General features: G+C 71.5%; 21 protein-coding genes. 7 read left to right on the top strand and 14 right to left on the bottom strand.

Features of this window, described 5'->3' with window-relative positions; genetic code table 11:
- Positions 1-428: 428 nt before the first annotated feature.
- The 13 genes from NOCA_RS08680 to NOCA_RS08625 all read right to left on the bottom strand — a co-directional run bounded on the left by NOCA_RS08680 (position 429) and on the right by NOCA_RS08625 (position 14,956).
- Positions 429-1,178, bottom strand: coding sequence for a ComF family protein (locus tag NOCA_RS08680; protein ID WP_041546407.1), 750 nt, complete (start codon positions 1,176-1,178; stop codon positions 429-431).
- A 56-nt stretch (positions 1,179-1,234) separates the two neighbouring features.
- A complete protein-coding gene (locus tag NOCA_RS08675) occupies positions 1,235-2,983 on the bottom strand; it encodes an LpqB family beta-propeller domain-containing protein (RefSeq protein ID WP_011754897.1) in 1,749 nt (582 codons plus the stop codon).
- Positions 2,980-4,614, bottom strand: a complete 1,635-nt coding sequence (gene mtrB / locus NOCA_RS08670) for an MtrAB system histidine kinase MtrB (RefSeq protein ID WP_011754896.1) — start codon at positions 4,612-4,614, stop codon at positions 2,980-2,982. The genes NOCA_RS08675 and mtrB overlap by 4 nt, the downstream gene beginning before the upstream one ends.
- Before the next feature lie 7 nt (positions 4,615-4,621).
- Complete coding sequence (mtrA, locus tag NOCA_RS08665; RefSeq protein ID WP_011754895.1) at positions 4,622-5,368, bottom strand: MtrAB system response regulator MtrA; 747 nt, start codon at positions 5,366-5,368, stop codon at positions 4,622-4,624.
- Positions 5,369-5,483: 115 nt separating this feature from the next.
- Entirely contained in the window at positions 5,484-6,914 is a 1,431-nt protein-coding gene (gene ahcY / locus NOCA_RS08660) for an adenosylhomocysteinase (protein ID WP_011754894.1), read from the bottom strand.
- A gap of 183 nt (positions 6,915-7,097) precedes the next feature.
- Positions 7,098-8,042 carry a DUF808 domain-containing protein gene (locus NOCA_RS08655; RefSeq protein WP_011754893.1) on the bottom strand — a complete coding sequence of 315 codons (945 nt, stop codon included), beginning with the start codon at positions 8,040-8,042 and terminating at the stop codon, positions 7,098-7,100.
- A 39-nt stretch (positions 8,043-8,081) separates the two neighbouring features.
- Positions 8,082-9,251 (bottom strand): TIGR04053 family radical SAM/SPASM domain-containing protein, encoded by a 1,170-nt coding sequence (locus NOCA_RS08650; protein ID WP_011754892.1) that lies wholly within the window; start codon positions 9,249-9,251, stop codon positions 8,082-8,084.
- Positions 9,248-10,669 (bottom strand): protoporphyrinogen oxidase, encoded by a 1,422-nt coding sequence (gene hemG / locus NOCA_RS08645; protein ID WP_011754891.1) that lies wholly within the window; start codon positions 10,667-10,669, stop codon positions 9,248-9,250. Before hemG ends, NOCA_RS08650 begins: the two co-directional genes overlap by 4 nt.
- 88 nt (positions 10,670-10,757) lie before the next feature.
- The gene (locus tag NOCA_RS08640) at positions 10,758-11,921 is read right to left on the bottom strand and encodes an acyltransferase family protein (protein WP_011754890.1); all 1,164 of its coding nucleotides are present in this window, start codon (positions 11,919-11,921) and stop codon (positions 10,758-10,760) included.
- Positions 11,922-11,950: 29 nt separating this feature from the next.
- The gene (locus tag NOCA_RS08635; RefSeq protein ID WP_011754889.1) at positions 11,951-12,979 is read right to left on the bottom strand and encodes an SIS domain-containing protein; all 1,029 of its coding nucleotides are present in this window, start codon (positions 12,977-12,979) and stop codon (positions 11,951-11,953) included.
- A gap of 12 nt (positions 12,980-12,991) precedes the next feature.
- Positions 12,992-13,162, bottom strand: a complete 171-nt coding sequence (locus NOCA_RS26470; RefSeq protein WP_011754888.1) for a Trm112 family protein — start codon at positions 13,160-13,162, stop codon at positions 12,992-12,994.
- Between the two features lies 1 nt (position 13,163).
- Complete coding sequence (locus NOCA_RS08630; protein WP_011754887.1) at positions 13,164-14,573, bottom strand: phosphomannomutase/phosphoglucomutase; 1,410 nt, start codon at positions 14,571-14,573, stop codon at positions 13,164-13,166.
- A 23-nt stretch (positions 14,574-14,596) separates the two neighbouring features.
- Complete coding sequence (locus NOCA_RS08625) at positions 14,597-14,956, bottom strand: DUF3499 domain-containing protein (RefSeq protein WP_011754886.1); 360 nt, start codon at positions 14,954-14,956, stop codon at positions 14,597-14,599.
- A gap of 49 nt (positions 14,957-15,005) precedes the next feature.
- On the opposite strand from NOCA_RS08625, the gene NOCA_RS08620 reads away from it, so the two are divergent.
- Complete coding sequence (locus NOCA_RS08620) at positions 15,006-15,458, top strand: metallopeptidase family protein (protein WP_011754885.1); 453 nt, start codon at positions 15,006-15,008, stop codon at positions 15,456-15,458.
- A gap of 11 nt (positions 15,459-15,469) precedes the next feature.
- Here the strand turns inward: NOCA_RS08620 and NOCA_RS08615 are convergent, their stop codons facing one another.
- A complete protein-coding gene (locus NOCA_RS08615) occupies positions 15,470-16,126 on the bottom strand; it encodes a GntR family transcriptional regulator (RefSeq protein ID WP_158305648.1) in 657 nt (218 codons plus the stop codon).
- Between the two features lie 242 nt (positions 16,127-16,368).
- Here NOCA_RS08615 and NOCA_RS08610 point away from each other — a divergent pair, with 242 nt between their 5' ends.
- From NOCA_RS08610 to NOCA_RS08585, 6 genes are all read left to right on the top strand, one after another.
- Complete coding sequence (locus tag NOCA_RS08610; protein ID WP_158305647.1) at positions 16,369-17,811, top strand: aldehyde dehydrogenase family protein; 1,443 nt, start codon at positions 16,369-16,371, stop codon at positions 17,809-17,811.
- A gap of 74 nt (positions 17,812-17,885) precedes the next feature.
- Positions 17,886-19,160: an ABC transporter substrate-binding protein gene (locus NOCA_RS08605; protein ID WP_011754882.1), complete on the top strand. Its 1,275-nt coding sequence runs from the start codon at positions 17,886-17,888 to the stop codon at positions 19,158-19,160.
- 73 nt (positions 19,161-19,233) lie between these two features.
- A complete protein-coding gene (locus NOCA_RS08600) occupies positions 19,234-20,178 on the top strand; it encodes a carbohydrate ABC transporter permease (RefSeq protein ID WP_011754881.1) in 945 nt (314 codons plus the stop codon).
- Positions 20,175-21,005 carry a carbohydrate ABC transporter permease gene (locus NOCA_RS08595; protein ID WP_011754880.1) on the top strand — a complete coding sequence of 277 codons (831 nt, stop codon included), beginning with the start codon at positions 20,175-20,177 and terminating at the stop codon, positions 21,003-21,005. The genes NOCA_RS08600 and NOCA_RS08595 overlap by 4 nt, the downstream gene beginning before the upstream one ends.
- Positions 21,002-22,678 carry an N-acyl-D-amino-acid deacylase family protein gene (locus NOCA_RS08590; RefSeq protein ID WP_011754879.1) on the top strand — a complete coding sequence of 559 codons (1,677 nt, stop codon included), beginning with the start codon at positions 21,002-21,004 and terminating at the stop codon, positions 22,676-22,678. The genes NOCA_RS08595 and NOCA_RS08590 overlap by 4 nt, the downstream gene beginning before the upstream one ends.
- Positions 22,675-23,604, top strand: coding sequence for an aldo/keto reductase (locus tag NOCA_RS08585; protein WP_011754878.1), 930 nt, complete (start codon positions 22,675-22,677; stop codon positions 23,602-23,604). The genes NOCA_RS08590 and NOCA_RS08585 overlap by 4 nt, the downstream gene beginning before the upstream one ends.
- Positions 23,605-23,607: the final 3 nt, after the last annotated feature.

Genomic DNA, 23,607 nt, shown 5'->3' with positions numbered 1-23,607 from the left:
CCCCTGCTCAGGAGAGGTCCGGCGCTCGAGGTGGAGACAGGAGTCCGTCCGGCCGACCTGGTCTTCGACCCCACAACCGCCTGCTGAGGTGCTCGCAGCTTGACTGCCACTACTGACCTTCTCCCGACCTTCGCCGCATCTGGCGACGGGGTCGAGGCAGGGCTTACCACTAAGCCGCACCGTGATCCCACACAAAGGGGGCTTCGCCCCCCTTGGACCCCCCGAGGAGGACAAAGGGGGCTTCGCCCCCCTTGGACCCCCCGAGGAGGCCAGGGGGCAGGTCCCCCTTGTGTGGTTACGTGGACCGTTTCGCCTGCGACTGGCATCGGCTTGTCGACTGACCGCCCGGGTGGACCCGGGCGTCCCGACGACGCAACCACGGACCCGGACGGACTCCATGCACAGACGTTAGTCGAACCCCTCGGCAATCAAAAGGGACCGAGGTCCCAGGAACCGGGAGCCGGCGCACCGCGCCTCCGGGTGGCCGCGACGGCAGCGATTCCGACGACCGAGAGACCCACCGCCTCGAGCGCGCGCTGTGCCTCGCGGGCGGTCGAGCCGGTGGTGATCACGTCGTCGCAGATGACGACGTGCGTCCGCGGCCGGCGCGCCCGCAGCCGGCCGAGGGAGCCGCTGGGACAGTGCATCGAGCCGGCCAGGTTGGCGGCCCGCGCACCAGCGTCCAGGCCGGCCTGGTCGAGCACGCCGGGCCGACTGCGCAGCAATCGCATCGCCACGACGTCGCGTCCCGTCGCCCGGGCGAGCCGGGCGGCCCGGGCCGTGATCGACCAGGTCGGGTCGTGGCCCCGGACGCGCGCCGACCCGGGCCGGGAGGGCACCGGGACCAGGACGACGGGATCGTCCGGCCCGACCGGGGAGTCGGCGCCGGCCAGCCCGGACTCGACGGCCACGCTCAGCAGCCGCCCGAGCGGTCGCCGTAGCGCCAGCACCCGGTGCTCCTTGTGGGCGAGCACCATGGCGCGGGCCGTACCGGCGTACTCCGTGACCGCCCAGGGCGCCGCCAGCCCGGCTGGAGCCGGTGTCGGCCACGCCGGCCGCCCTGCCCCGGGCAGCATCGCCGCACACCGGTCGCACAGCGCGCGACCCGGCCGGGCACAGCCCACGCACGAGCCGCCGAGCAGCAGGTCGAGGGACGCGTCGATGAGGTCGCGGAGCATGCTCGATGGCAGCAGGCCCGGTGCCGCGACTCAAGCGGGCCGGCCGCGCCTGTGGATCAGCCGACGTAGCCGAGGTCCGTGGTCCCCTTCGGCAGTGGCGTCACCCGCTGGTCGGAGCTGCTGATGTCGACCAGGCCGGCGCGGGTCAGCCCGTAGACGGGCTCGTCGCCTGCGGGCGAACCGGCGAGCGCGATCAGCCGGCCTTCCACCGTCACCGACGAGGGCTCCTGGCTCGACGGCGAGCCGTCCACGGAGGCCAGCCCGATCGAGGCCAGCGAGCTCGTCACGGGCGGGTTGAGCACCGCCACGCTGGTGGTGCTGCGCCAGGCGATCGCGCGGATCGGCAGCGGCGCGTCCACGCCGGTCCCGATCCGCGTCGCACGGGTGGCGCCCAGCACCCGGCCGGTGCCGTCGTGCTCGATCCGGCTCACGACCAGCTGGTCGCCACCCTTCCTGTGCACGACGGCGACCAGGCGGCTGCCGTCGCGGGAGACCAGGAACGACCGGACCTGCTCCCCGGAGACGCCGGGCACGTCCAGCGGACGAACTCGCGTGCCCTGGACGTAGGAGACCCGCGCTCCACGCGAGGCGCGGTCGACCAACCACATCCGTCCCGAGAAGTCCCACGCGGGCTCGAGGAAGCTCTGCCCGCCGCTGACGACGGTCCGCACCTGGGTGTCGCCCGCGACGCCGAGCTCACCGACGAGGACCGCGGTGCCGTCGGCGCCGATGCCCGCGACCGACCCGGCGTCGAGACTGACGCCGATCGAGGTCAGACCGAGGCCCGGGCCGGCGAGGACGCCCTCGACGGGAGCCAGGCCGGTCGGGGTGCCCGAGATGACACCGCCGTGACTCAGGCCGTAGAGCAGCGGGCTGGCCTGGAACCCCGCGGGGTCGAACTGCGCTCCGCCGTCGACGCGGTACGACGAGACGCCGCCCGGCAGCGGGACCGGGTTGCCGTTCGCCGACAGCTTGATGCTCCTGACCGCCGGCTCCTGGCGGAGCGTCCACGCCAGTTGCGCCAGCATCATCTCCGTGGTGTCCGCGGTCAGCTGGCCGACCTCTCCGGACAACAGGATGTCGGCCACGCCGTCGTCGGAGACGGTCACCCCGACGGACACCTCGAGGCCGGGCGGGATGAAGCTCTGCGCCACCCGCTCCAGGCCGGGAGACGGCCCGAGCAGCAGCGCCTGGGTGAGGGCGGAGGCCAGCTGGTCACCGCGGGGGACGAACGCCGGCTCGGGAACGAGGATCGAGGCCGTCGGGTCGAAGAAGTACAGGGAGACCTGGCGGTAGTACTGCTGGAACCAGTCCTCCGGGACGATCAGCGCGTCGGGGAGATCGGCGATGCGCCACTCGCCGTGCTCGGACGACATCGAGAAGGTGACCGTACGGCGGTCCTTGGGGAGCGGCCCGCGCCAGGCGCCTCGGCTGTCGAGGTGGTCGGCGTCGGTGAGGGTGATCGTGACTCCGCGCTGGCTCTCGCGCGGCGTCGGCGAGAGCGGGTAGGTGATCGTCTCCTGCTGCGGGTTCCAGGACGCGGCCGCGTCGGTGGTCAGGAACTGGCGGGCGACCTTGGTGCCGATCGGCGTCTTCTGCATCGCGATCAGGAAGCCGCGCACGATCTCGGTCCGGGTGGCACCCGGTTGCGGCGGCATCGGGTCGAAGGAGACGCCGTTGTCGCTGGACACATCGCCCTCCGAGCGGGTCTCGACCACCGGCCCGCTGCCCGGCAGGCGCACGCAGCCACTCGCGAGAGCCACCAGCAGGATCCCGGCCAGGACGGCCAGCACGCCGCGCCTCATGAGACCGGCTCCGTGACATCAGCGGGCACGAGCGGCAGTGGGCTGTGCCGCAGGACGCCCCCGGCGCGCCGGGGCAGCGTCAGCCGGAACTGTGCCCCCTCGCCCGGGCGACCCCAAGCCTGGAGCCATCCGCCGTGCAGGTGGGTGTCCTCGAGGGCGATCGAGAGGCCGAGGCCGGTGCCGCCACTGGTCCGGGCGCGGGCCGGGTCCGCACGCCAGAACCGGTTGAAGACCATCGACGCCTCCCCCGGCGCGAGGCCGACCCCGTGGTCGCGCACCGCGATCGCCGCCGCATGGTCGTCGCCGTCCACGTGCACCACGATGCCGGCGTCCGGGCCGTCGGCGGCGGCGTGGTCGATGGCGTTGGTGACCAGGTTGCGCACGATCCGCTCGACGCGCCGGACGTCCGCCTCGGCCAGGCAGGCGTGGTCCGGCGCGGTGACGACGACCCGCACGTGGCGCTGCTCGGCGAGCGGGCGGGTGACGTCGACGATGCGGTGGGCCACGTCGACGAGGTTGACGTCGTCGAGCTCGAGGACGGCGGCGCGCGCGTCGAAGCGGCTGATCTCCAGCAGGTCGGCGAGCAGCACCTCGAAGCGGTCCAGCTCGGTCTGCAGGAGCTCCGCGGCGCGCGCGGTGGCCGGGTCGAACCCCGCGCGCGCGTCGTGCAGGACGTCGCCGGCCATCCGCACCGTGGTGAGCGGCGTCCGCAGCTCGTGGGAGACGTCGGAGACGAACCGTCGCTGCACGCGGCTCAGCTCCTCGAGCTGGCGGATCTGGCGCTGGAGGTTGCTGGCCATCTGGTTGAACGACGTCGCCAGCCGAGCCAGGTCGTCCTCGCCGGACACCTTGAGCCGCTCCTGGAGCTGTCCCGCCGCGAGCCGCTCGGCCACCTTGCGCGCCAGTCGGATCGGCGTCACGACCTGCCTGGTCACCAGCCAGGTCATGCCGGCGACGAGCACCAGCAGCAGGACCCCGGCGGTCAGCAGCGCTCGGGTGACCAGCGCCAGGGTCTCCTCCTGCTCGTCGAGCGGGAAGAGGTAGTAGAGCGTGTAGGACTCGGCGTCCGCCGGCAGCAGGACCTGGGAGCCGACCGCGATCCCGGGCTCCTCGGTGACGATCCCGGCGGGGCTGGTCGTGCGGATCGTGGTGTACGTCCACGCGGTCGCGGTGCCCTCGTCGAAGTGCTCTTCCAACGACTGCGGGACGCTGTCGGTGTCGAGGCCGCGGGTGAAGTTGGCGCCGCCGTCCGAGATCCGGCTCCCGGGGGTGGTGGGCCCGACCAGCACCACCGCGAAACCGCGGGTCTCGCCGCGCTGGATCAGCGTGGCAGCCAGGGCCCGCTGCTGGCCGAACGCGTCGCTGTCGATCCCCGACGCCGACCTGAGCAGGTCGCGCGCCTCGGCCGTCTCGTCGTTCGCCTCGGCGACCACGGCGTCCACCCGGTGCTCGAGGAGGCCGTCGCGGGTCTGCTGGAGCAGGAACCAGCCCACCACGCTCACGACGGCTGCCGAGAGGATCAGGGTGCTGGCGACCACCCGCGCCTGGATCGAGCGCCGCCAGAAGGTCAGCCCCCGGCGGACGGACTCCGGCAGTCGGCGGGAGCTCCCCGGGGAGCGCAGGTGGAGCACCGCGGGCCTACGGGGTTCCGGCCTTGTACCCCACGCCGCGGACCGTCACCACGATCTCGGGGTTCTCGGGATCATGCTCGACCTTGGAGCGCAGCCGCTGGACGTGCACGTTGACGAGTCGAGTGTCGGCCGCGTGCCGGTAGCCCCACACCTGCTCGAGGAGCACCTCGCGGGTGAACACCTGCCACGGCTTGCGGGCCAGGCACACGAGCAGGTCGAACTCCAGGGGCGTCAGGCTGATCCGCTCCCCGGCCCGGGTGACGGCGTGGCCGGCGACGTCGATGGTGAGGTCGCCGATGGTCAGGGTCTCCTGCGCGGGCGCGTCGAACCTGCGGACCCGGGCTCGGATCCGCGCCACGAGCTCCTTGGGCTTGAACGGCTTGACGACGTAGTCGTCCGCACCCGACTCGAGACCGACGACCACGTCGACCGTGTCGCCCTTCGCGGTCAACATCACGATGGGTACGCCGGACTCCGCGCGGATCTCCTTGCACACGTCGATGCCGTCCTTGCCGGGCAGCATCAGGTCCAGCAGCACCAGGTCGGGCCGGTACTCGCGGAACGCCTCCATCGCGAGGTCCCCGCGAGCGACCATGTGGCTCTCGAAGCCCTCCTGGCGCAGCACGATGGTGAGCATCTCCGCCAGCGAGGCGTCGTCGTCGACCACCAGGATCCGACCCTTGCTCAGGCCGTCGCCGAGCGGGACGCTCGGGAAGCCGGAGGGCGCGCCGACGGGCTCAGTCATGCCGTCCATCTTGCCTTAGTGCCGGTGTGGAGCGGGCATCTTCTCGTTGCCGGAGCCGTGCTTCTCGACCCGGCTGCTGGGCCCCGGCCGTCGCAGGCTCAGCGCACCTAGCGACCAAGGATCACTAGTACCGGTACTGGTCCGGCTTGTACGGTCCCGCGGCATCGACGCCGAGGTAGGTGGCCTGCTCGTCGGTGAGGCGGGTGAGCTTCACCCCGAGCGCGTCGAGGTGCAGGCGCGCCACCTCCTCGTCGAGGTGCTTGGGCAGCACGTAGACGCCGACCGGGTACTCCTCGGTCTTGGTGAAGATCTCGATCTGGGCGAGCACCTGGTTGGTGAAGGAGTTCGACATCACGAACGACGGATGGCCGGTCGCGTTGCCCAGGTTCATCAGCCGGCCCTCGGACAGCACGACCACGGACCTGCCGTTGGCGAAGGTCCACACGTCGACCTGCGGCTTGACGTTCTTGCGCTCGGCCACGCCCGGCGCCTCCAGGCCGGCCATGTCGATCTCGTTGTCGAAGTGGCCGATGTTGCCGACGATCGCGTTGTGCTTCATCGATCGCATGTGGTCGACGGTCACGACGTCCTTGTTGCCGGTGGCGGTGATGATGATGTCCGCGATCGGCAGGGCGTCCTCGAGCGTGGTGACCTGGTAGCCGTCCATCGACGCCTGCAGCGCGCAGATCGGGTCGATCTCGGTGACGATCACGCGTGCGCCCTGGCCGCGCAGCGACTCCGCGCAGCCCTTGCCGACGTCGCCGTAGCCGCAGACGACCGCGACCTTGCCGCCGATCAGGACGTCGGTCGCGCGGTTGATCCCGTCGATCAGCGAGTGCCGGCAGCCGTACTTGTTGTCGAACTTCGACTTCGTCACCGAGTCGTTGACGTTGATGGCCGGGAACAGCAGCGAGCCCTCGCGCATCATCTCGTAGAGACGGTGCACGCCGGTGGTGGTCTCCTCGGTGACGCCCTTGATCGAGTTGGCGATCGGCGTCCAGTGGTTGGGGTTCTTCGCGAGGACCTCACCCAGGGCCTCGAAGATGATCCGCTGCTCGTTGCTGGTGGCGCTCGCCGGGTCCGGCGCCTGCCCGGTCTTCTCGGCCTGGACGCCGAGGTGGACGAGGAGCGTGGCGTCGCCGCCGTCGTCGAGGATCATGTTCGGCATCGTGCCGCCGGGCCAGTCGAGGATCTGCTGGGTGCACCACCAGTACTCCTCCAGGGTCTCGCCCTTCCAGGCGAAGACCGGCACGCCCTGGGGGTCGTCGGCGGTGCCGTTCGGACCGACCGCGATCGCGGCAGCGGCGTGGTCCTGGGTGGAGAAGATGTTGCAGGAGGCCCAGCGGACCTCGGCGCCGAGCGCGACGAGCGTCTCGATCAGGACCGCTGTCTGGATGGTCATGTGCAGCGAGCCGGCGATCCGGGCCCCGGCGAGCGGCTGCTCTGCGGCGTAGCGCTCGCGCATCGCCATCAGGCCGGGCATCTCGTGCTCGGCGAGCTGGATCTCCGTGCGGCCGAAGTCGGCCAGGGAGAGGTCGGCGACCTTGTAGTCCATGTCTGCTCCTGCGGGTCCGGCGACGATCGGTGCTGCCTGGAATCCGAGGTTAGATCGCGGCCGGGGGTTCCGAAGAATCCTCGGCCTCCCACCCGCGACCCCGCCGACTGGTCGGGTCGGGAGTCTCGGTCACCCCGAGGGCAAGGAAGTCCCGACTCGACCGCCAGAAGTCCCGACCGAGCGTCAGTGGGCGGCGGCGGGCTTCTTGCCGGAGGGCAACAGGTGTGCGAGGAGCACGACCACGGCGCCGACCAGGAGACCGAGGACGGCGGAGAGGACGGTGTTCACCAGCCAGCCGAGCGCCGCACCGGCGCCCGGGACCGCGTGGTGGACCTTCTCCTCCAGGTGGTGGACCGCGTCGTACGGCGCGTGCCAGCCGAGATCATCGAGGCCGACGAGCTCGATGTGGCCGCCGACCCAGAGCATCGCGGCGGTGCCGACCACCGAGATCGCCGCGAGCAGACGCGGCATGAACCCGACGAGCCCGTGCCCCACCCGACGCGCGAGGGCGGAGGACCGCTGGGCGAGGCGCAGGCCGACGTCGTCGATCTTCACGATCACCCCGACGACGCCGTACACCGCGACGGTGATGACGATCGCGACGACCACGAGGATCACCAGGCGGCTGAGGAACGGCTCGTCGGCGACCTCGTTGAGCGCGATCACCATGATCTCGGCCGAGAGGATCAGGTCGGTACGGATCGCGCCGCTCACCATCGTCTTCTCGGCGTCGGCGCCGACCTCGGTCACCGGCACCGCGTGCCCGTCGTGGCCGCGGACCCGGCCCCAGACCTTCTCGGCGCCCTCGAAGCAGAGGTAGCCGCCGCCGAGCATCAGGATCGGGGTGAGCAGCCACGGCAGGAACTGGCTGAGCACGAGCGCGACCGGCAGGATCAGCAGCAGCTTGTTCCGGATCGAGCCGATCGCGATCCGTCGGATCATCGGCAGCTCGCGGTCGGCGGTGACGCCGTGGACGTACTGCGGGGTGACCGCGGTGTCGTCGACGACCACGCCCGCGGCCTTGGTGGTCGCCCGGCCGGCGGCCGCGCCGACGTCGTCGACCGAGGCGGCGGCCAGCCGCGCGAGCGCGGCGACGTCGTCGAGCAGCGCGAACAAGCCTCCAGCCATGGTCAGCAGGCTATCGGGCGGGCCGTGAGGATCCCGTCGTCAGGCCAGGGCGGGCTGGTACACGCAGGCGGAGTCCTCCGCGAGCGGGTCGCCGGTGTCGGCGTAGGCCCGGGCGCGCGAGCCGCCGCAGAGGTCGGCGTACTCGCACCGCCCGCACCGACCGCCGAACTCCGCCGCCCTGATGCTGCGCAGCACCTCGTTGTCGCGGTAGATGTCGACCAGCGGATGGTCGCGCACCGAGCCGAGCGGCAGCGGCAGGAACCCCGCCGGGTAGACCTGGCCGTCGTGGGCCACGAACACGATCCCCTTGCCGTCGCGTGTCGACACCGTGTGCGCGGTCGACCGGCCGACCGGCGGACCGAGCCGCTCGACGAGGCGCTCGCGCAGCTGCAGGTACGGCGCCTGCTGCGGGGCCGGGCCGCCCGCCTTGCGCTGCACGACCACGCGTCGGAAGAACGGCGCCTCGACCGTGCGGATCGTGAAGCCGTAGTGCGAGGAGTCGAACAGGAAGTGGCACACCTGCTCGTGCTCCTCCGGCGTGATCGCACCGGTGGCCTCTCCGCGACCGACGTGCACCAGGAAGAACACCTCCCAGATCGCCACGCCGGTCTCGGCCATGATCGCCGCGACGTCGGCGAGCTCGTGGAGGTTGGCCCGCATCACGGTGGTGTTGACCTGCACCTTCAGCCCGGCGGCGACCAGCGCCCGGATCGCGGGAATGGTCTGGTCGAAGTGGCCGGGGATGCCGCGCACGCCGTCGTGGGTCGCGGGGGTGGCGCCGTCCAGGCTGAGCGAGACCGCCTTCACGCCGGCGGCCACCATCTGGTCGATCGCCTCGGGCGTGAGCCTCGGGGTCACCGAGGGGGACATGGCGACCGGGACACCGAGTCCGTTGGCGTGGGCCACCATCTCGAAGACGTCCGGCCGGAGCAGGCAGTCGCCGCCGGTGAGGATCAGGATCGGGTACGGCCGGCCGAACCCGGCGACCTGGTCGATCAGTGCCCGGCCCTCGGCGCCGGTCAGCTCACCGGGCAGCGGGTCGGGGGCCGCCGAGGCGCGGCAGTGGCGGCAGGCCAGCTGGCAGGCGCGGGTGACCTCCCAGAACACCAGCATCGGACGCTGGGAGTAGTCGATGGTGCGGGGCAGCTCCAGGCCGGCCGGGTGGCTGCCGGGGTGGCGGCCGGTCGGGGGTGTCGCCGGGTGGGTCATGTGGGCGCTCCTTGCGTTGCGAGCAGGGACGTGGCGGTCGCGTCGGCCTGGGCGACGCAGCCGGCCAGGCCGACGCCGCGGTAGGCCGCACCGGTCACCAGCAGGCCCGGCGCCGCGGCCAGTGCGGTGTCGAGGGCCGCGAGCCGGGCGGCGTGCCCGACGACGTACTGCGGCATCGCGCGGGGCCATCGCTGCACCAGGCTCTCCACCGGGTCCGCGGTGACGCCGAGCATCCGGCGCAGGGCCTCGCGCACGTGGCGCACCAGCTCGGCGTCGTCCATGGCGAGCCACCGGGTGTCGCCCGATCGGCCGACCATGACCTTGAGCAGGACGTAGTCGCCGGCGTCGGCCGGCTGCGGCCACTTCTGGGACAGCCAGCTGCAGCCGACGACCAGCTCGTCCTCGACCGGCGGCACCAGGAACCCGGTGCCTGCGGGCAGCGCCGGCACCTGGTCGCGCCGGAACGCCAGGGTCACGTTCGCGACGTCGACGTACCCGATCTCCCGGAGCAGCGCGGCCGCATCGGGCGCGAGGTCGGCGACCAGCTCCGCGGCGACGTACGCCGGGGTCGCGAGGACGACCTGCCGGGCCGCGAAGGCGCCGCGGTCGGTGCGCACCGTGTAGCCCCCGTTCTCGTCGCGCTCGATGGCGCGGGCCGGCGTCCCGGTCAGCACGGTGTCGGGACCGAGCTCCTCCACCAGGCGGTCGGTGAGCGCCGCGAGGCCGCCGCGCAGGGACACCAGCGGGGCACTCGGCCGGCCGGTGGCCGGGGGCGCGGACCGGCGCCGGCGGCGCAGGGTGCGGTAGAGGCTGCGGCCCGAGCGGGCCATCGCGGCGATCTCGGGCACGGTGCTGGTCGCACTGAGGAGTGCCGGATCGCCGGCGTGCACGCCGCCGAGCAGCGGCACGACGAGCCGGTCGTAGACGCCGGCGCCGAACCGGGGCCGGACCACGTCCGCGACCGAGGGGTCGTCCGGCAGCGCGGTCCGCGGGAGCACCAGGTCGAGACCGGCGCGCGCCACCGCCGCGGGGCCGAGCAGCCCGGACCGCAACAGCGGCCACAGCCGCTCCGGCAGGCCGAACGCGGTGCCGGGGGGCAGCCGTCGGAGCCGGCCGCGGGACCAGATGAACGTGCCCGTGCTCTGCGGCTCGACGACCAGGTCGGCCAGCCCGAGCGCGTCGACCACGCGCCGCAGCTCGGGCGCCCGGGAGAGGAAGGCGTCCGGGCCGGTGTCGACCGGGTGCCCGGCGATCGACGCGGTGCGGATCTTGCCGCCGGGGGCGTCCGAGGCCTCGACGACCCGCAGCACGGCGTCCGGACCGAGACGCTGCCGCAGGAAGTACGCCGTCGTCAGTCCGCTGATCCCGCCGCCCACCACGACCGTGTGCGCGCGCTCGTGCCCACCGGAACCGGTCATGCTGCCATCCTCGCCGCGCGAGGGGCCGGGGCACCTGGACCGAAGGTCCTTGATCCGCGTGGCCCTCGTCACGCCCCACCCGCGAGGCTCAGCGCCGCCCGGCCTCCACACGAGTCTCCGACCTGGACTCGGACTCGGCCTCGATCTCGGCCTCGATCTCCGCCTCGATCTCGGGCTGGACCTGGTCCCGGACGATGGCCAGGTCGACGGCACGACGTACGTGCCGCTCGGCGTAGTCGAGCGGGTCCACCACGTCGTTGAGGCGCGCGGCGATCGGGCGCCAAGCGAGCCCCAACGCGAGCACGACGGCGGCGGCCGTGGTCGCGCCGAACGACACCACCGCGTGCGCGTCGGTCCAGGAGCTGTAACCGGCGTACTCGGCGCCCTTCACGAAGAACCCGTGGAAGAGGTAGACGACGAGGGTCCAGGCACCCATCCGGGTGAACCAGCCGGTCACCCGGGGAACGAGCGCCAGGAACGCGAGCGCACCCAGCGTCCCGATCGCGAGCACCAGCCCGCGGGTGAGCAGCGCGTCGAGGTCGTCGGCGTAGCCCATCTCGTCGTAGCGGGAGCGGTAGTACAGCCACTCCGTGCTCGCCCAGACGTCCGTCCAGGTCGTCAGGATCCAGAGGGCGACGAACACGGCGACGCCGGCCACCTGCACCCGGGTGTGCCGCAACAGCTCGAGCCGGTCGGGCGTCGCCTTGAGACCCAGCACGAAGAACGGCAGCAGGCCGAGCACCCGGGCGATGTCGAGGGTGTCGCCGGCGTACATCCCGGCGATCAGGCTGACCGCGACCGCCACCACCAGGCCGTGCGGGAGCGGCCGGAACAGCGGGGTCATCAGCCGCCACAGGAACAGCGCGGCGAGGTACCACATCGGCCAGTGCGGGTCGCGGAACAGGTCGGCCAGCTCCTCGCCACCCACGTAGACCCGGAACAGCGCCAGCGCGCACTCGAAGACGAGGTACGGCACCGCGACCGTGCGGACCAGCTGCCACATCCGGGTCCGGGTGTAGGAGAAGCGCTGGGAGAGGTAGCCGGTGACCAGCACGAACGCCGGCACGTGCCAGGCGTAGAGGAAGTCGTAGAGGTGCTCCGTGACGGCGTTGTCGGGTAGCAGGGTCCACGCGTGCCCGACGACCACGAGGGTGACCAGCGCCATCTTGGCGTTGTCGAACCAGGGGTCGCGGGCGGCCGGGACGGGCGGCGGGGCCGTCGGTCGAGCGGTCGGCGTGTTCTGGGTCGGCACCTTGGTGAGATACCCGCTCGGGGCCGGACTCAGTCCTCGACCAGGCCGATCCGGAGGTACTCGGCGGCGTACCGGCCGCTCAGGAGCAGCGATGCGTAGCGGGCCACCTCGGTCGGCGCCTCGGTGGTGACCCTCTCCACGCGGATGCCGCGGGCCGCGGCCGCCGCCTGCAGCCGGCCCCGGTGCTCCCGCACCACCGGCTCCTCGGCGCCGTCGTCGAGCACCAGCAGCATCGGGCGCAGGTCGCCGGGCCCGTCCGCGAAGGGGTCGTCGAACACGTCGCGCGGTCGGGCCGCCTCGAGCACGGGGAGCAGGTGCTCCGCGTCCCCTGCCAGGGCGGTGCGCCCGCTCGCGCGGCGGATCGACTCCGACACGCGACGCGCCGCCCGGGCGGCCAGCACCGAGCCACCCCACACGAGGGGATTGGTGTCGGCGAGGGCGATGGCGAGCATCTTGGCGGGGTTGACCGCGAGGTCGCGGTGCGGCGAGCACTCGATCGCGACCTGGTCGAGCGCGGTGGCCACCTGCTCGGCGTCGGCTCGCGGACCCAGCGACACCCGCTCGAGGTACTCCAGCACCACGACCGCCGTCGCGAGCTGGTCGCGAGTCTCGGTCGGCAGGATCGTGCTCCACCGGCCGGCGGCGTGCTCCGCGACCCGGGAGCCCGCAGGCGTCGCCACGACGACCTGGCAGCCGCGGCGAACCGCCTCGGCGACCGCGGACGCCGTGCCGGTGCCGGACCCGTCGGGTGCCAGCACGACCACGAGGTCCAGGCTGCCGGCCCAGCCCGGCAGCGCCGGGCCCGGCCAGGCCACGAACGGCACCGGGCACCAGGGCTCGAGGACCGCCCGGAGCAGCCTGGAGTCCGGGCCGGCGGCGATGACGGCGCGCGGCCGGGCCAGGTCCTCGGCCCGGGCGACCGCCTCCGCGGTCGCCGCCGCGACGTCACCTGCTGCTCGACGGACCCGGGCGCCGGACTCGGCAAGCGTGCGCAGCTCGGCGTCGGACTCCAAGGTGGCGACGTCGTCGAGACGGGACTCGTCGAACCAGCTGACCATCGCGGGGGCCCGTCAGGGCTTGCGGGCCTCGTCGACCAGCAGGACCGGGATGTCGTCTCGGATCGGGTAGGCCAGCCCGCAGCCGCGGCACACCAGCTCCGCCTCGACCAGGTCCAGCTCGGACCGGCAGGCCGGGCAGACGATGATCTCCAGCAGCTCGGGATCGATGTTCACGGCGTTCACGTCACTCCTCCTCGGGGCTCGGGTGGTCAGCCCGGATCTGCTCGAGCACGCGGTCGCGCACCTCGGCCATGGTGGCATCGTCTCGGCCCTCGGCGTTCAGCCGGAGCAGGGGCTCGGTGTTGGACGGCCGGACGTTGAACGACCAGTCGGCGTGGCTGACCGTCAGTCCGTCGAGGTGGTCGATGCCGACACCGTCCGAGCCGGCGTACGCCGCCTCGATGTCCGCCAGCACCGTGGCCGGCTCGGCGGCCTCGCTGTTGATCTCGCCGCTGACGACGTACCGCTCGTACTGCGCCAGGAGCCTCGAGAGCGGCTGCTTCGTCTCGGCCAGCGCTGCCATCGTGTGCAGGGCGGCGAGCATGCCGGAGTCCGCGCGCCAGAAGTCGCGGAAGTAGAAGTGCCCGCTGTGCTCGCCGCCGAAGATCGCACCGGTCTCGGCCATCGTCGCCTTGATGAACGAGTGCCCGACCCGGGTGCGGACCGGGGTGCCGCCGAGCTCACGGACGATCTCGGGGACGGCGCGGCTGGTGATCAGGTTGTGGATCACCGTGGCGCCCGGCTCCTTGGCGAGCTCGCGAGCCGCGATCAGCGCGGTGAGCGTCGAGGGCGACACGGCCCGGCCCCGCTCGTCGACGACGAAGCAGCGGTCGGCATCACCGTCGAAGGCCAGCCCGAGGTCGGCGTGCTCGGCGCGGACCCGGCGTTCGAGGTCGACCAGGTTGGCGGGGTCGATCGGGTTCGCCTCGTGGTTCGGGAAGGTGCCGTCGAGCTCGAAGTACATCGGCACCAGCTCGACGGCGGCGCCCAGGCGAGCGAACACCGCCGGTGCCGTGTGGCCGGCCATCCCGTTGCCCGCATCGACCACCACCTTGAGCCGTCGGCCGGACACCGGTGCGAGGGCGAGCAGGTGGGCGGCGTACGCCTCGAGCACGTCGTGCTCGGAGATGTCCCCGACCGTCGAGCCGGCCGAAGGTCGTCCCGAGCCGGTCGGTTCGCTCAGGACGAGGTCGCGGATCTCGGCGAGGCCGGTCTCCATCCCGACCGGCTGAGCCAGCTTGCGGCACATCTTGATGCCGTTGTACTGCGAAGGGTTGTGACTGGCGGTGAACATCGCGCCGGGATGGCCGAGGTGACCGGAGGCGAAGTAGAGCTGGTCGGTGGAGGCGAGCCCGATCATCACCACGTCGGCGCCCGCGGCACTCGCGCCCTCGGCGAACGCGCCAGCCATCCCGGGAGAGCTCGGGCGCATGTCGTGTCCGACGACCACCGTGCTCGCGCCCACCACCCGGACGAACGCGCGGCCGGTCGCCCGGGCGAGCACGTCGTCGACCTGGTCCGGGACGAGGCCGCGCACGTCGTAGGCTTTGAACACCGAGCGGACGTTCGCCGGGTCGAGGGTGGAGTCCGCCATGACTGGCAGCCTATCGGCGAGCGTCAGTCGCTGCTCAGCACCCGCAGGTGTCCACGCCGGGCGGTCTCGCGGCCGGTCTCGGCGGCCGGGGCCACCCGTGCCGGCGGCACCGGGCGGGCGGCCTCGCGGACCGCGTCTGCGAGGGCCAGGAGGTCGTCGCTGGACGGGCCCTGGTCCGCCGGGTCCGGCGCCAGCCGCAGCACCTCCCAGCCACGCGGGGCGGAGAGTCGCTCGCTGTGCGCCTCGCACAGGTCGTAGGCGTGCGGCTCGGCGTAGGTCGCCAGCGGTCCGAGCACGGCAGTCTGGTCCGCGTAGACGTAGGTCAGGGTGCACACCGCGGGGCGGCCGCAGGCGGTTCGCGAACAGCGGCGGGCAGGACTCACGGCCCTGACGCTACCCGCCGCCCGCGCTCCTCCGGATTAGGCTCGCGGCGTGGAGGATCTCCGGCCCGAGAACGGCCCCCCGAGACGCCGCCTGCGCGACCGGCGGGGACGTGGCATGCGCGGCCCCGCCGTGCTCCCGGCCATCCCCGGACGGCCCGAGCTGCCCACGGCCCGGGAGCGCTTCGACGACCTCGCCCTCGACATCGTGACCGACATCGACGCCCGTTGGCAGGACCGGCTCGGCCTGGTCGAGTACGCCGTCGAGGACACCCCCCAGATCCCCGACGACTGGTCGTCCGGGACCGTCCCCCTGTCCTCGCTCGTCCGCGGGTCCGGCGCCACCCCCACCCGCCTGGTGCTGTTCCGTCGACCGATCGAGCATCGCTGCGAGACTCGCGCCGAGCTCGAGGCGATGGTCCTCACCGTGGTGGTCGAGCAGGTCGCCGAGCTGCTCGGGATCGACGCGGAGCAGGTCGACCCGAGGTACGACCGCGACGAGTGACCGCGGCGCGGTCAGCGAGGCAGCCGGTCGAGCACCTTGCGCAGGCCCTCGGTCACGTTCTCCCGGGCGACCCGCTCGGCACGATCGGCGTCCCGGGCATGCAGCGCCTGCACCAGGTTCTCGTGCCCCGCGATCGAGGACCGGACTTCCTCGTCGGAGAGGAAGCCCGCGATGCGGTGGATGAAGTAGTACTGGCTGTTGTCCCGTATCCGCTGCGCGAGGAGGGCGTTACGCGCAGCGTTGATCACCGCATCGTGGAACGCGTCGTTGTGCTCGACCAGCTGGCCGCGGGCAGATCCCCGGACGGTGTCGGTGTAGTCGCGGTGGTTCGCCGCGATCTGCTCGAGCTCGTCGTCCGTGGCGCGCTCGGCGGCCAGCCTCGCGGCGAACCCCTCCAGCGCGGCACGCACCTCGTAGACCTCGCGGATCTCATCGGGCGAGTGCTCCCGCACGACCCAGCCCCGGCGATGATTGACGATCAGGCCGTCGCCGGCGAGCCGCAGCATGGTCTCGCGCACGGGCGTTCGGCTGACCTGGAGGCGCTCGGCCAGATCGGCCTCGATGAGGCGCTCGTTCGGACGGATCGAGCCATCCACGATGGCCTGACGCAGCTGTTCATAGACCTCGGCCGCTCGATTCGGGGCCTGACGATGGTTCGTCGGTTCCAACGGAGTCATCGGTTCCTCCTTTCGCCGCATTCCGGGTGAGTGGGCTCGATGGGGCATGCCGGGCGACTCTACCGTCGCGATCGACCGCGGACGCCTCTCACACCAGCACTGCATGCACTTCTGCATCCCATCGAACCCTCGGTCTCGGACACTGAGACGCACGTCATAGATTTTCCTTGACCCCTCGCATCCTAATTTGCATACTCCTCTGCATGCAAACTGTCATGCCGTCCGGTGGACGAGTGTCGGGACTCCTCGTCGGCGCCGGGTGGGAGACGGGCCGGGGAGCGCAGCTCCTCGAGGTCCGCGCACCGTACGGCGGCGAGCTGCTGGCCCGGATCGCCGAGTCCACGCCGGACGAGGTCGACGCGGCGGTGACCCTGGCCGCGCGGACGTTCGCCAGGAACGAGCTCACCCCCCACGAGCGGGCCGACATCCTGCGCCGGACCTCCCAGCTCATCGCTCAGCGCGCCGAGGAGTTCGCCCACTCGGTCGTGGCCGAGGCGGGCAAGCCCCTCCGGGACGCGCGGGCGGAGGTCGCCCGCGCCGTGCTGACCTTCGAGCTGTGCGCGCAGGAGGCCACCCGCCTGGCCGGCGAGGTCGTCCCCGTCGAGGGCACGCCCGGATCCGAGAACCGCCGGGCATTCACGATCAGGCGGCCGGCCGGCGTCGTGTGCGCCATCACGCCGTTCAACGGCCCGGTCAATCAGCTCTCGCACAAGGTGCCCACGGCCATCGCCGCCGGCTGCACCGTGGTGGTCAAGCCCGCCGAGGTGACCCCGCTGTCCGCGATCAAGGTCGTCCAAGCGATGCTCGACGCCGGCCTGCCCCCGGGCCACGTGACCGTCGTGCAGGGCCGTGGTGAGACCGTCGGCCAGCAGCTTCTCGAAGACCCGCGCTTCGCGGTGTACAGCTTCACCGGGAGCACGGCGGTGGGCGCCCACATCCGCCGGACCGTGGGGCTGCGGAAGACCCTGCTCGAGCTGGGGAACAACTCCGCCAACATCGTGCACGCCGATGCGGACCTGGGTCTCGCCGCGAAGGTGCTCGCGAAGTCGTCGACGGCGTACGCCGGCCAGGTGTGCATCAGCGCTCAGCGCATCCTGGTTCACGAGGACGTCTTCGAGGAGTTCTCCGCCCTGCTGGCGGACCAGGTCAGCGCGTTGAGCGTGGGCGATCCGTCGGACGAAGGCACCGATGTCGGTCCGATGATCTCGCTCGATGCCGCGCGACGGGCGGAGCAGTGGGTCGCCCAGGCGATCGATGACGGGGCCAAGCTCGTGTGTGGGGGAAGTCGCGACGGCCAGTTCTTCGTCCCGACCGTCGTAGCCAGGCCGGCCGCCCACTCGGCGCTGGCCTGCCAGGAGGCGTTCGCGCCGGTGGCGGTGCTCATCGCGTACCGAACGCTGCGGGAGGCCATCGACATCGCCAACAGCACCGAGTACGGCCTCCAGGCGGCCGTGTTCACCGAGGGCCTCGACGTGGCGATGGCGGTGGCACGACGACTCGACGTGGGCGGCGTGATCGTCAACGACGCCTCCTCGTATCGCGTCGACTCCATGCCCTACGGCGGGGTCAAGCACAGCGGGACCGGGCGCGAGGGCGTGCGATACGCCGTCGAGGAGATGACCGAATCGCAGCTCGTCGTGCTCAACCTGCGCGATCCCGTCGGCGAAGGCCTGTGACGCCGGCCCACCAGTCGCTCCGGCCCCCGGAGTAGCTCGAACAACCCAACCCGAAGAGATAGGACCGTTCCATCATGATGCGTTTCCCGTTTGGTCGCCGTGGGGGGCGGACGCGCCTGATCGCGGCGGCTGCGCTGGCGGTCGCCAGCGTGGCCACCGTCGCAGGATGCGGCGCCGGCTCCGGAGCCAGTGCCGGTGACGAGGTCAAGCTGCGCTTCCTGTTCCCGGAGTACAGCGCGAAGACCGCCCCGCTGATGCAGGCGATGGTCGACGACTTCAACCAGGCCAACGACGGCAAGATCGAGGTGAGCCTCGAGATCGCCCCCTGGGACAAGATGCACGACAAGCTCGCGGTCTCCATGGGTTCGGGGCAGGCGCCCGACGTGTTCGGCTATGCCACCCGCTGGATCTCCGAGTTCGCGGGCCTCGACCAGCTCGCACCCCTCGACGAGCACCTCAGCGAGGACTTCAAGAGCACGTTCAACCAGAAGGTGCTCGAGGCCGGCACGTACGACGGGAAGACCTACGGCCTTCCGGCCGCCGTCTCGGCGCGGCTGCTGTTCTACCGCGCGGACGTGTTCGAGGAGGCCGGCCTGCAGGCGCCCCAGACCTGGGACGACCTGATGGAGGCCGCGACGACCACCGGGCAGCCGCCGGAGCGCTACGGCCTCGGCGTACCCGCCAGCGGGATCGAGGTCGACACGTTCTTCAACTACTTCTTGTACAACAACGGGGGGGACATCCTCGACGAGAACGGCAAGTCGATGCTCAGTGCCCCGGAGAGCGTCGAGGCCCTGCAGTACCTCACCGACCTGGTCAAGGCCGGGGGCAGTGAGCCGAAGCCCACCGGCTTCACCCGCGAGCAGGTCATCGAGAACTTCAAGGCCGGCCAGCTGTCCATGTATCCCACCGGTCCGTGGCTCAACGCCATGATCGAGGCCGACAACCCGGACCTCGAGTACTCCGCGGTGCCGTTCCCGACCAACGACGGCAAGCCACAGCAGACCGTCTCCGTGACCGACTCGCTCGGTCTGTCGGCGAACACCGAGCACCCCGACGAGGCGTGGAAGTTCGTCGAGTTCATGTACCAGACGAAGTACCGCCAGGCCTTCGACGAGGGCGAGGGCATGCTCCCGGAGCTGATCGCCGTGAGCCAGTCGGACTACTTCCAGAGCCCCGAGTACAAGCCGTTCGTCGACGCCCTCGACACTGCCAAGTTCCAGCCGCAGCACCCCAAGTTCGAGCAGATCCAGCAGATCGAGACCGTCGCCGTGCAGAAGGCGCTCAGCGGCCAGGCCACGCCCCAGGAGGCGCTGGACGAGGCCACCGAGCAGATCGACAAGCTCTGACCGAGGGGCGGGTTGCCGGCGTCCCTCGCGTCGACAACCCGCCCCACCATCGCGCTCGACCCGAGGACTGACCATGGCCATCACTGGCGAAGCCGCACCGCGGACCCGAGTCTCGGTCCGGACACGCACCCGGGCGCACCTGCGCTCGGAAAGCCTCCTCGGAGTGCTGTTCGTGCTCCCGACGCTGGTTCTCGTCGGCGTGGTCGTCTTCTATCCCATTCTCGAGACGGCCCTGATGTCGGTCAGCTCGGTGAACTCCCTGGCCCAGCGTGAGGGGTTCACCGGCCTGGAGAACTACCGCACCCTCACCGACCCGGTCTTCCAGCGCGTCCTGATGCAGACGGTCGGTTGGACCGTCGCGGTCGTCGGCGTCACCACGCTGGTCGCGCTGCCCGTCGCCTTGGGCCTGAACCAGAAGTTCCCCGGGCGGCGGATCGCTCGCGCACTCCTGATCGTGCCGTGGGCGGCGTCGCTCATGATCAACGCGATCATCTGGCGCTGGATCCTCGATGGGCAGTACAGCATCATCAACGGCACCCTGATGAGGCTGCAGCTCATCGATGCGCCGATCATCTGGCTCGGCTCCGAACGGACGGCCTGGTTCGCGATCATCGCGGTGGGGATCCTGGTCTCGATCCCCTTCACGGCGTTCTCGCTGCTCGCAGGCCTGCAGTCGGTGCCCGAGGAGGTCTACGAGGCGGCGGTGGTCGACGGTGCCGGCTTCTGGTCGACGCTCCTGCACGTCACGCTCCCCCTGATGCGCCCCGTGCTCGTCGTCACGACCCTGCTCAACGTCATCTACGTCTTCAACTCGTTCCCGATCCCCTGGGTGCTCACCCAGGGGGCACCCGCCTACCACACGGACATCCTGGTGACCTACCTCTACAAGCGCGCCTTCACCGAGGGCCAGTTCGGGCCTGCGGCCGCCATGGCGATGGTGACGTTCGTGCTGCTCCTCGTCTTCAGTCTCGGCTTCTCCTACCTCACCCGTGAGCGCACCCGGGCGGGTGGGCGATGACCCGCGACCGAGCGCTCGCGCGCTGGCTGCTCCTGAGCTTCCTGATCCTGGTGCTGGCGGTATCGACCTTCCCGTTCGCGTTCGCGTTCTCGACCGCGCTCCGGCCGCGTGCGGAGCTGTTCCACTACCCGCCGACCTGGCTCCCCGACACCTGGTCGTGGCACAACTTCGTCGACGTGTGGAGTGCGGTGCCGTTGGCGCGCTACGTCCGGAACAGCCTCGTCGTCTCACTCGGCGCGACCGCGCTCAACGTGACGTTGGCCGTGCCCGCGGCCTACGCCCTTGCCCGGCTGGACTTCCCCGGCAAGACGCTGTTCCGCCAGCTCCTGCTCGTGACCCAGATGTTCTCGCCCGTCGTGCTGGTCATCGGGCTCTTCCGGTTCATGAGCCGGCTCCAGCTCGTGGACACCAGCAGCTCGCTCATCATCACCTACGCCGCCCTCAGCCTGGCCTTCTCCGTGTGGTTCCTGGCGGGCTACTTCGAGTCGGTGCCGGTCGAGATCGAGGAAGCGGCGATGATCGACGGATGTAGCCGGGTCACCGCCCTGGTGCGCGTCGTGCTCCCCATGTCCGCGCCGGGTCTGGTCGCTGCCCTCGTCTTCGCGTTCATCTGGTCCTGGAACGAGTTCATGATCGCGCTCACCTTCATCTCCACACCCGACAAGCGGACCCTGCCGCTGGGCATCTACTCCTTCCTCGGGCAGTACTCCGTCGAGTGGCACTACCTGATGGCAGCCGCACTCATCGCCGGGATCCCGGTCCTGGTGCTGTTCCTCCTGATCGAGAAGCACTTGGTCAAGGGCCTCACGGCCGGGGCCGTCAAGTGACCGGCGGGCACGCTCGCGTCGATCTGCTCCTCCGCGGGGGGCGAGTCGTCGACGGCACCGGCGCACCGTGGCGCCATGCCGACGTACTGGTCGGGAACGGTCTGATCGCCGGCGTCGTCCCGCCCGGTCGGTTCGACGGCGAGGTGGACGAGGTCATCGACGCCGACGGTCTCGTCGTCGCTCCCGGATTCGTCGACATCCACTCCCACTCCGACCTCGCCCTCCTGGCTCGGCCCGGCGCGGAGGAGAAGCTCAGGCAGGGCGTCACCACGGAGGTCGTGGGCAACTGCGGCATCTCGGTCGCTCCGGTCACCGCCGAGCACCTCCTCGACTGCCAGCAGTACGCGCACCCGGTGCTCGCGTTCGAGGAGATCGAGTGGGACTGGACCGACACCGCCGGGTACCTCGAGCGGATCGAGCGTGCCGGACCGGCGGTGAACGTGGCCACCTACGTCGGCCTGGGCACGGTCCGCTGCGCAGTCTCCGCCTTCGACCCGACCGCGCCGAACCCCGAGCGGCGCCGCACCATGCGTGAGCTCACGCGGCAGGCCCTCGCGCAGGGGGCGGTCGGGGTCAGCACGGGTCTCGTCTACGCACCCGGGTCGTACGCCTCCGACGAGGAGATCTGCGAGCTCGTCGACGAGGCCGCCCGCGTCGGCGCGCTCTACTCGAGCCACATGCGCGACCAGGGTGACGGCTTCCTCGAGTCCGTCGCCGAGACGCTCGACGTCGGACGCCGTACCGGCGCGGCGGTCCAGATCGCCCATCACAAGGTCGTCGGCCCACGCAACTGGGGTCAGGTGTCCACCTCCCTCGCGATGCTCCGCGCCGCCCGAGCAGAAGGCATCGACGCCGGGTCGGACGTGTACCCCTACCTCGCCGGCAGCACCACCATGACCGCGCTCCTCCCCGACTGGACGCTCGTCGGGGGGCGGCACGCGATGCTTCGCCGGCTCGCCGACCCCACCGACCGCGAGCGCATCAAGCGCGACTGGGTGCAGGGCATCCCGCTCTGGGACAACCGCGTCGCGAGCCTCGGCTGGGACAACATCTACATCGCCCACGTGGCGACGGACGTGAACCAGGATGTCGTCGGGCTCAGCGTCGCGGCGGCAGCGGTCGCGCGCCAGCGTGGTGCAGACCCCGGGGACTTCCTGCTCGACCTGCTGCTCGACGAGCAAGGGGCCGTCGGCAACGTGCAGATGGCCTGCGCCGAGGATGACCTGCGCCTCGTGATGAGCGACCCGACGACCACGTTCGGCAGCGACGGCCTCTACGCCGGCCGCCGGCCGCATCCTCGGCTGCACGGGACGTTTCCGCGGATCCTCGGGGAGTACGTGCGCGAGACCGGCCTGCTCACCCTCGAGGAGGCGATCAGCAAGATGACCTCGCGGCCCGCGCGCCGCCTCGGGCTCGACGGGATCGGCCTGATCGAGCCCGGCTACGCCGCCGACCTGGTCGTCCTCAACGCCCACACCGTCGCCGGCCCGGCCGACTACGACCGTCCCACCCTGCACCCGCGCGGGATCCAGCACGTCCTGGTCTCGGGGCGGGTGGCGCTTCGCGACGGCGACCCGACCGGCGTGCGTGCCGGACGCCCACTGCGCCGCAACCAGACCGGCCTCCCCGCACCTGCAGGGAGCGACCATCGCAACCTCGAAGGAGCATCGTGACGATCCCCAAGCCGCTCGAGATCAGGCAGCTCGGCAAGACCCACATGAACGTGACCGCGGTGAGCCTGGGTGGGGCCGGCCTGGGCGGGATCTTCGGCCCGGTGGGCGACGCCGACGGCGTCGCCGCCGTGGAGAAGGCGCTCGAGCTCGGGATGAACTACCTCGACACCTCGCCCAAGTACGGCGCGGCCGAGCGCCGCATGGGCCTGGCACTGCGTGGCGTGCCCCGGGACAGCTACTACCTCTCGAGCAAGGTCGGGACCCACCCGGACCGACCGTTGGACTACTCCGCCGACGCGGCCCGCTGGTCCGTGGACCGCAGCCTCGAGGTGCTCGGCGTCGCCTACCTCGACGTGTGCCACCTGCACGAGCCCGAGCCGCACCACCTCGACCAGGCGCTGGCACCCGGCGGCGCCCTGGAGGCGCTGGTCGAGCTGAAGGACCAGGGCGTCATCCGGGCCATCGGCATCGGCGTCCAGGACCACGATCTCCACCTCCGCATGGTCGACACCGGTCACCTCGACGTCGCGATGATGGTGAACGACTACACGTTGCTGCGCCAGAACGCGGAGGACATCTTCGCGGTGGCCGAGGAGACCGGGGTCGGGCTGATCAACGGCGCCGCCCTCGCCATGGGGTTGCTCTCGGGACGCGACCCCGATTCCATCGGCACGCCGGTGTGGACCCCGCCGGCCGCGGAGGTCGCGGCCGCCAAGGAGGTGCACCGATGGTGCGACGAGCACGGCATCCCGGTGCTCGCCCTCGCCCTCCAGTTCAGCGTTCGTGAGGATCGCTACGACTGCACCCTCCTCGGCGCGGCGACGGCGCAGGAGGTCACCGGTTGCTGGGACGCCCTGACGCTCGAGATCCCCGAGAGCACGTGGCACGAGCTCCCGAACCTGCTCGACCGCGTTCGCGTCTCCTGACCG

The organism is Nocardioides sp. JS614 (genome assembly GCF_000015265.1).
GTDB lineage: Bacteria > Actinomycetota > Actinomycetes > Propionibacteriales > Nocardioidaceae > Nocardioides.
The sequence above is the reverse complement of the archived record's forward strand: the minus strand, read 5'-3'. Positions and strand labels throughout refer to the sequence as shown.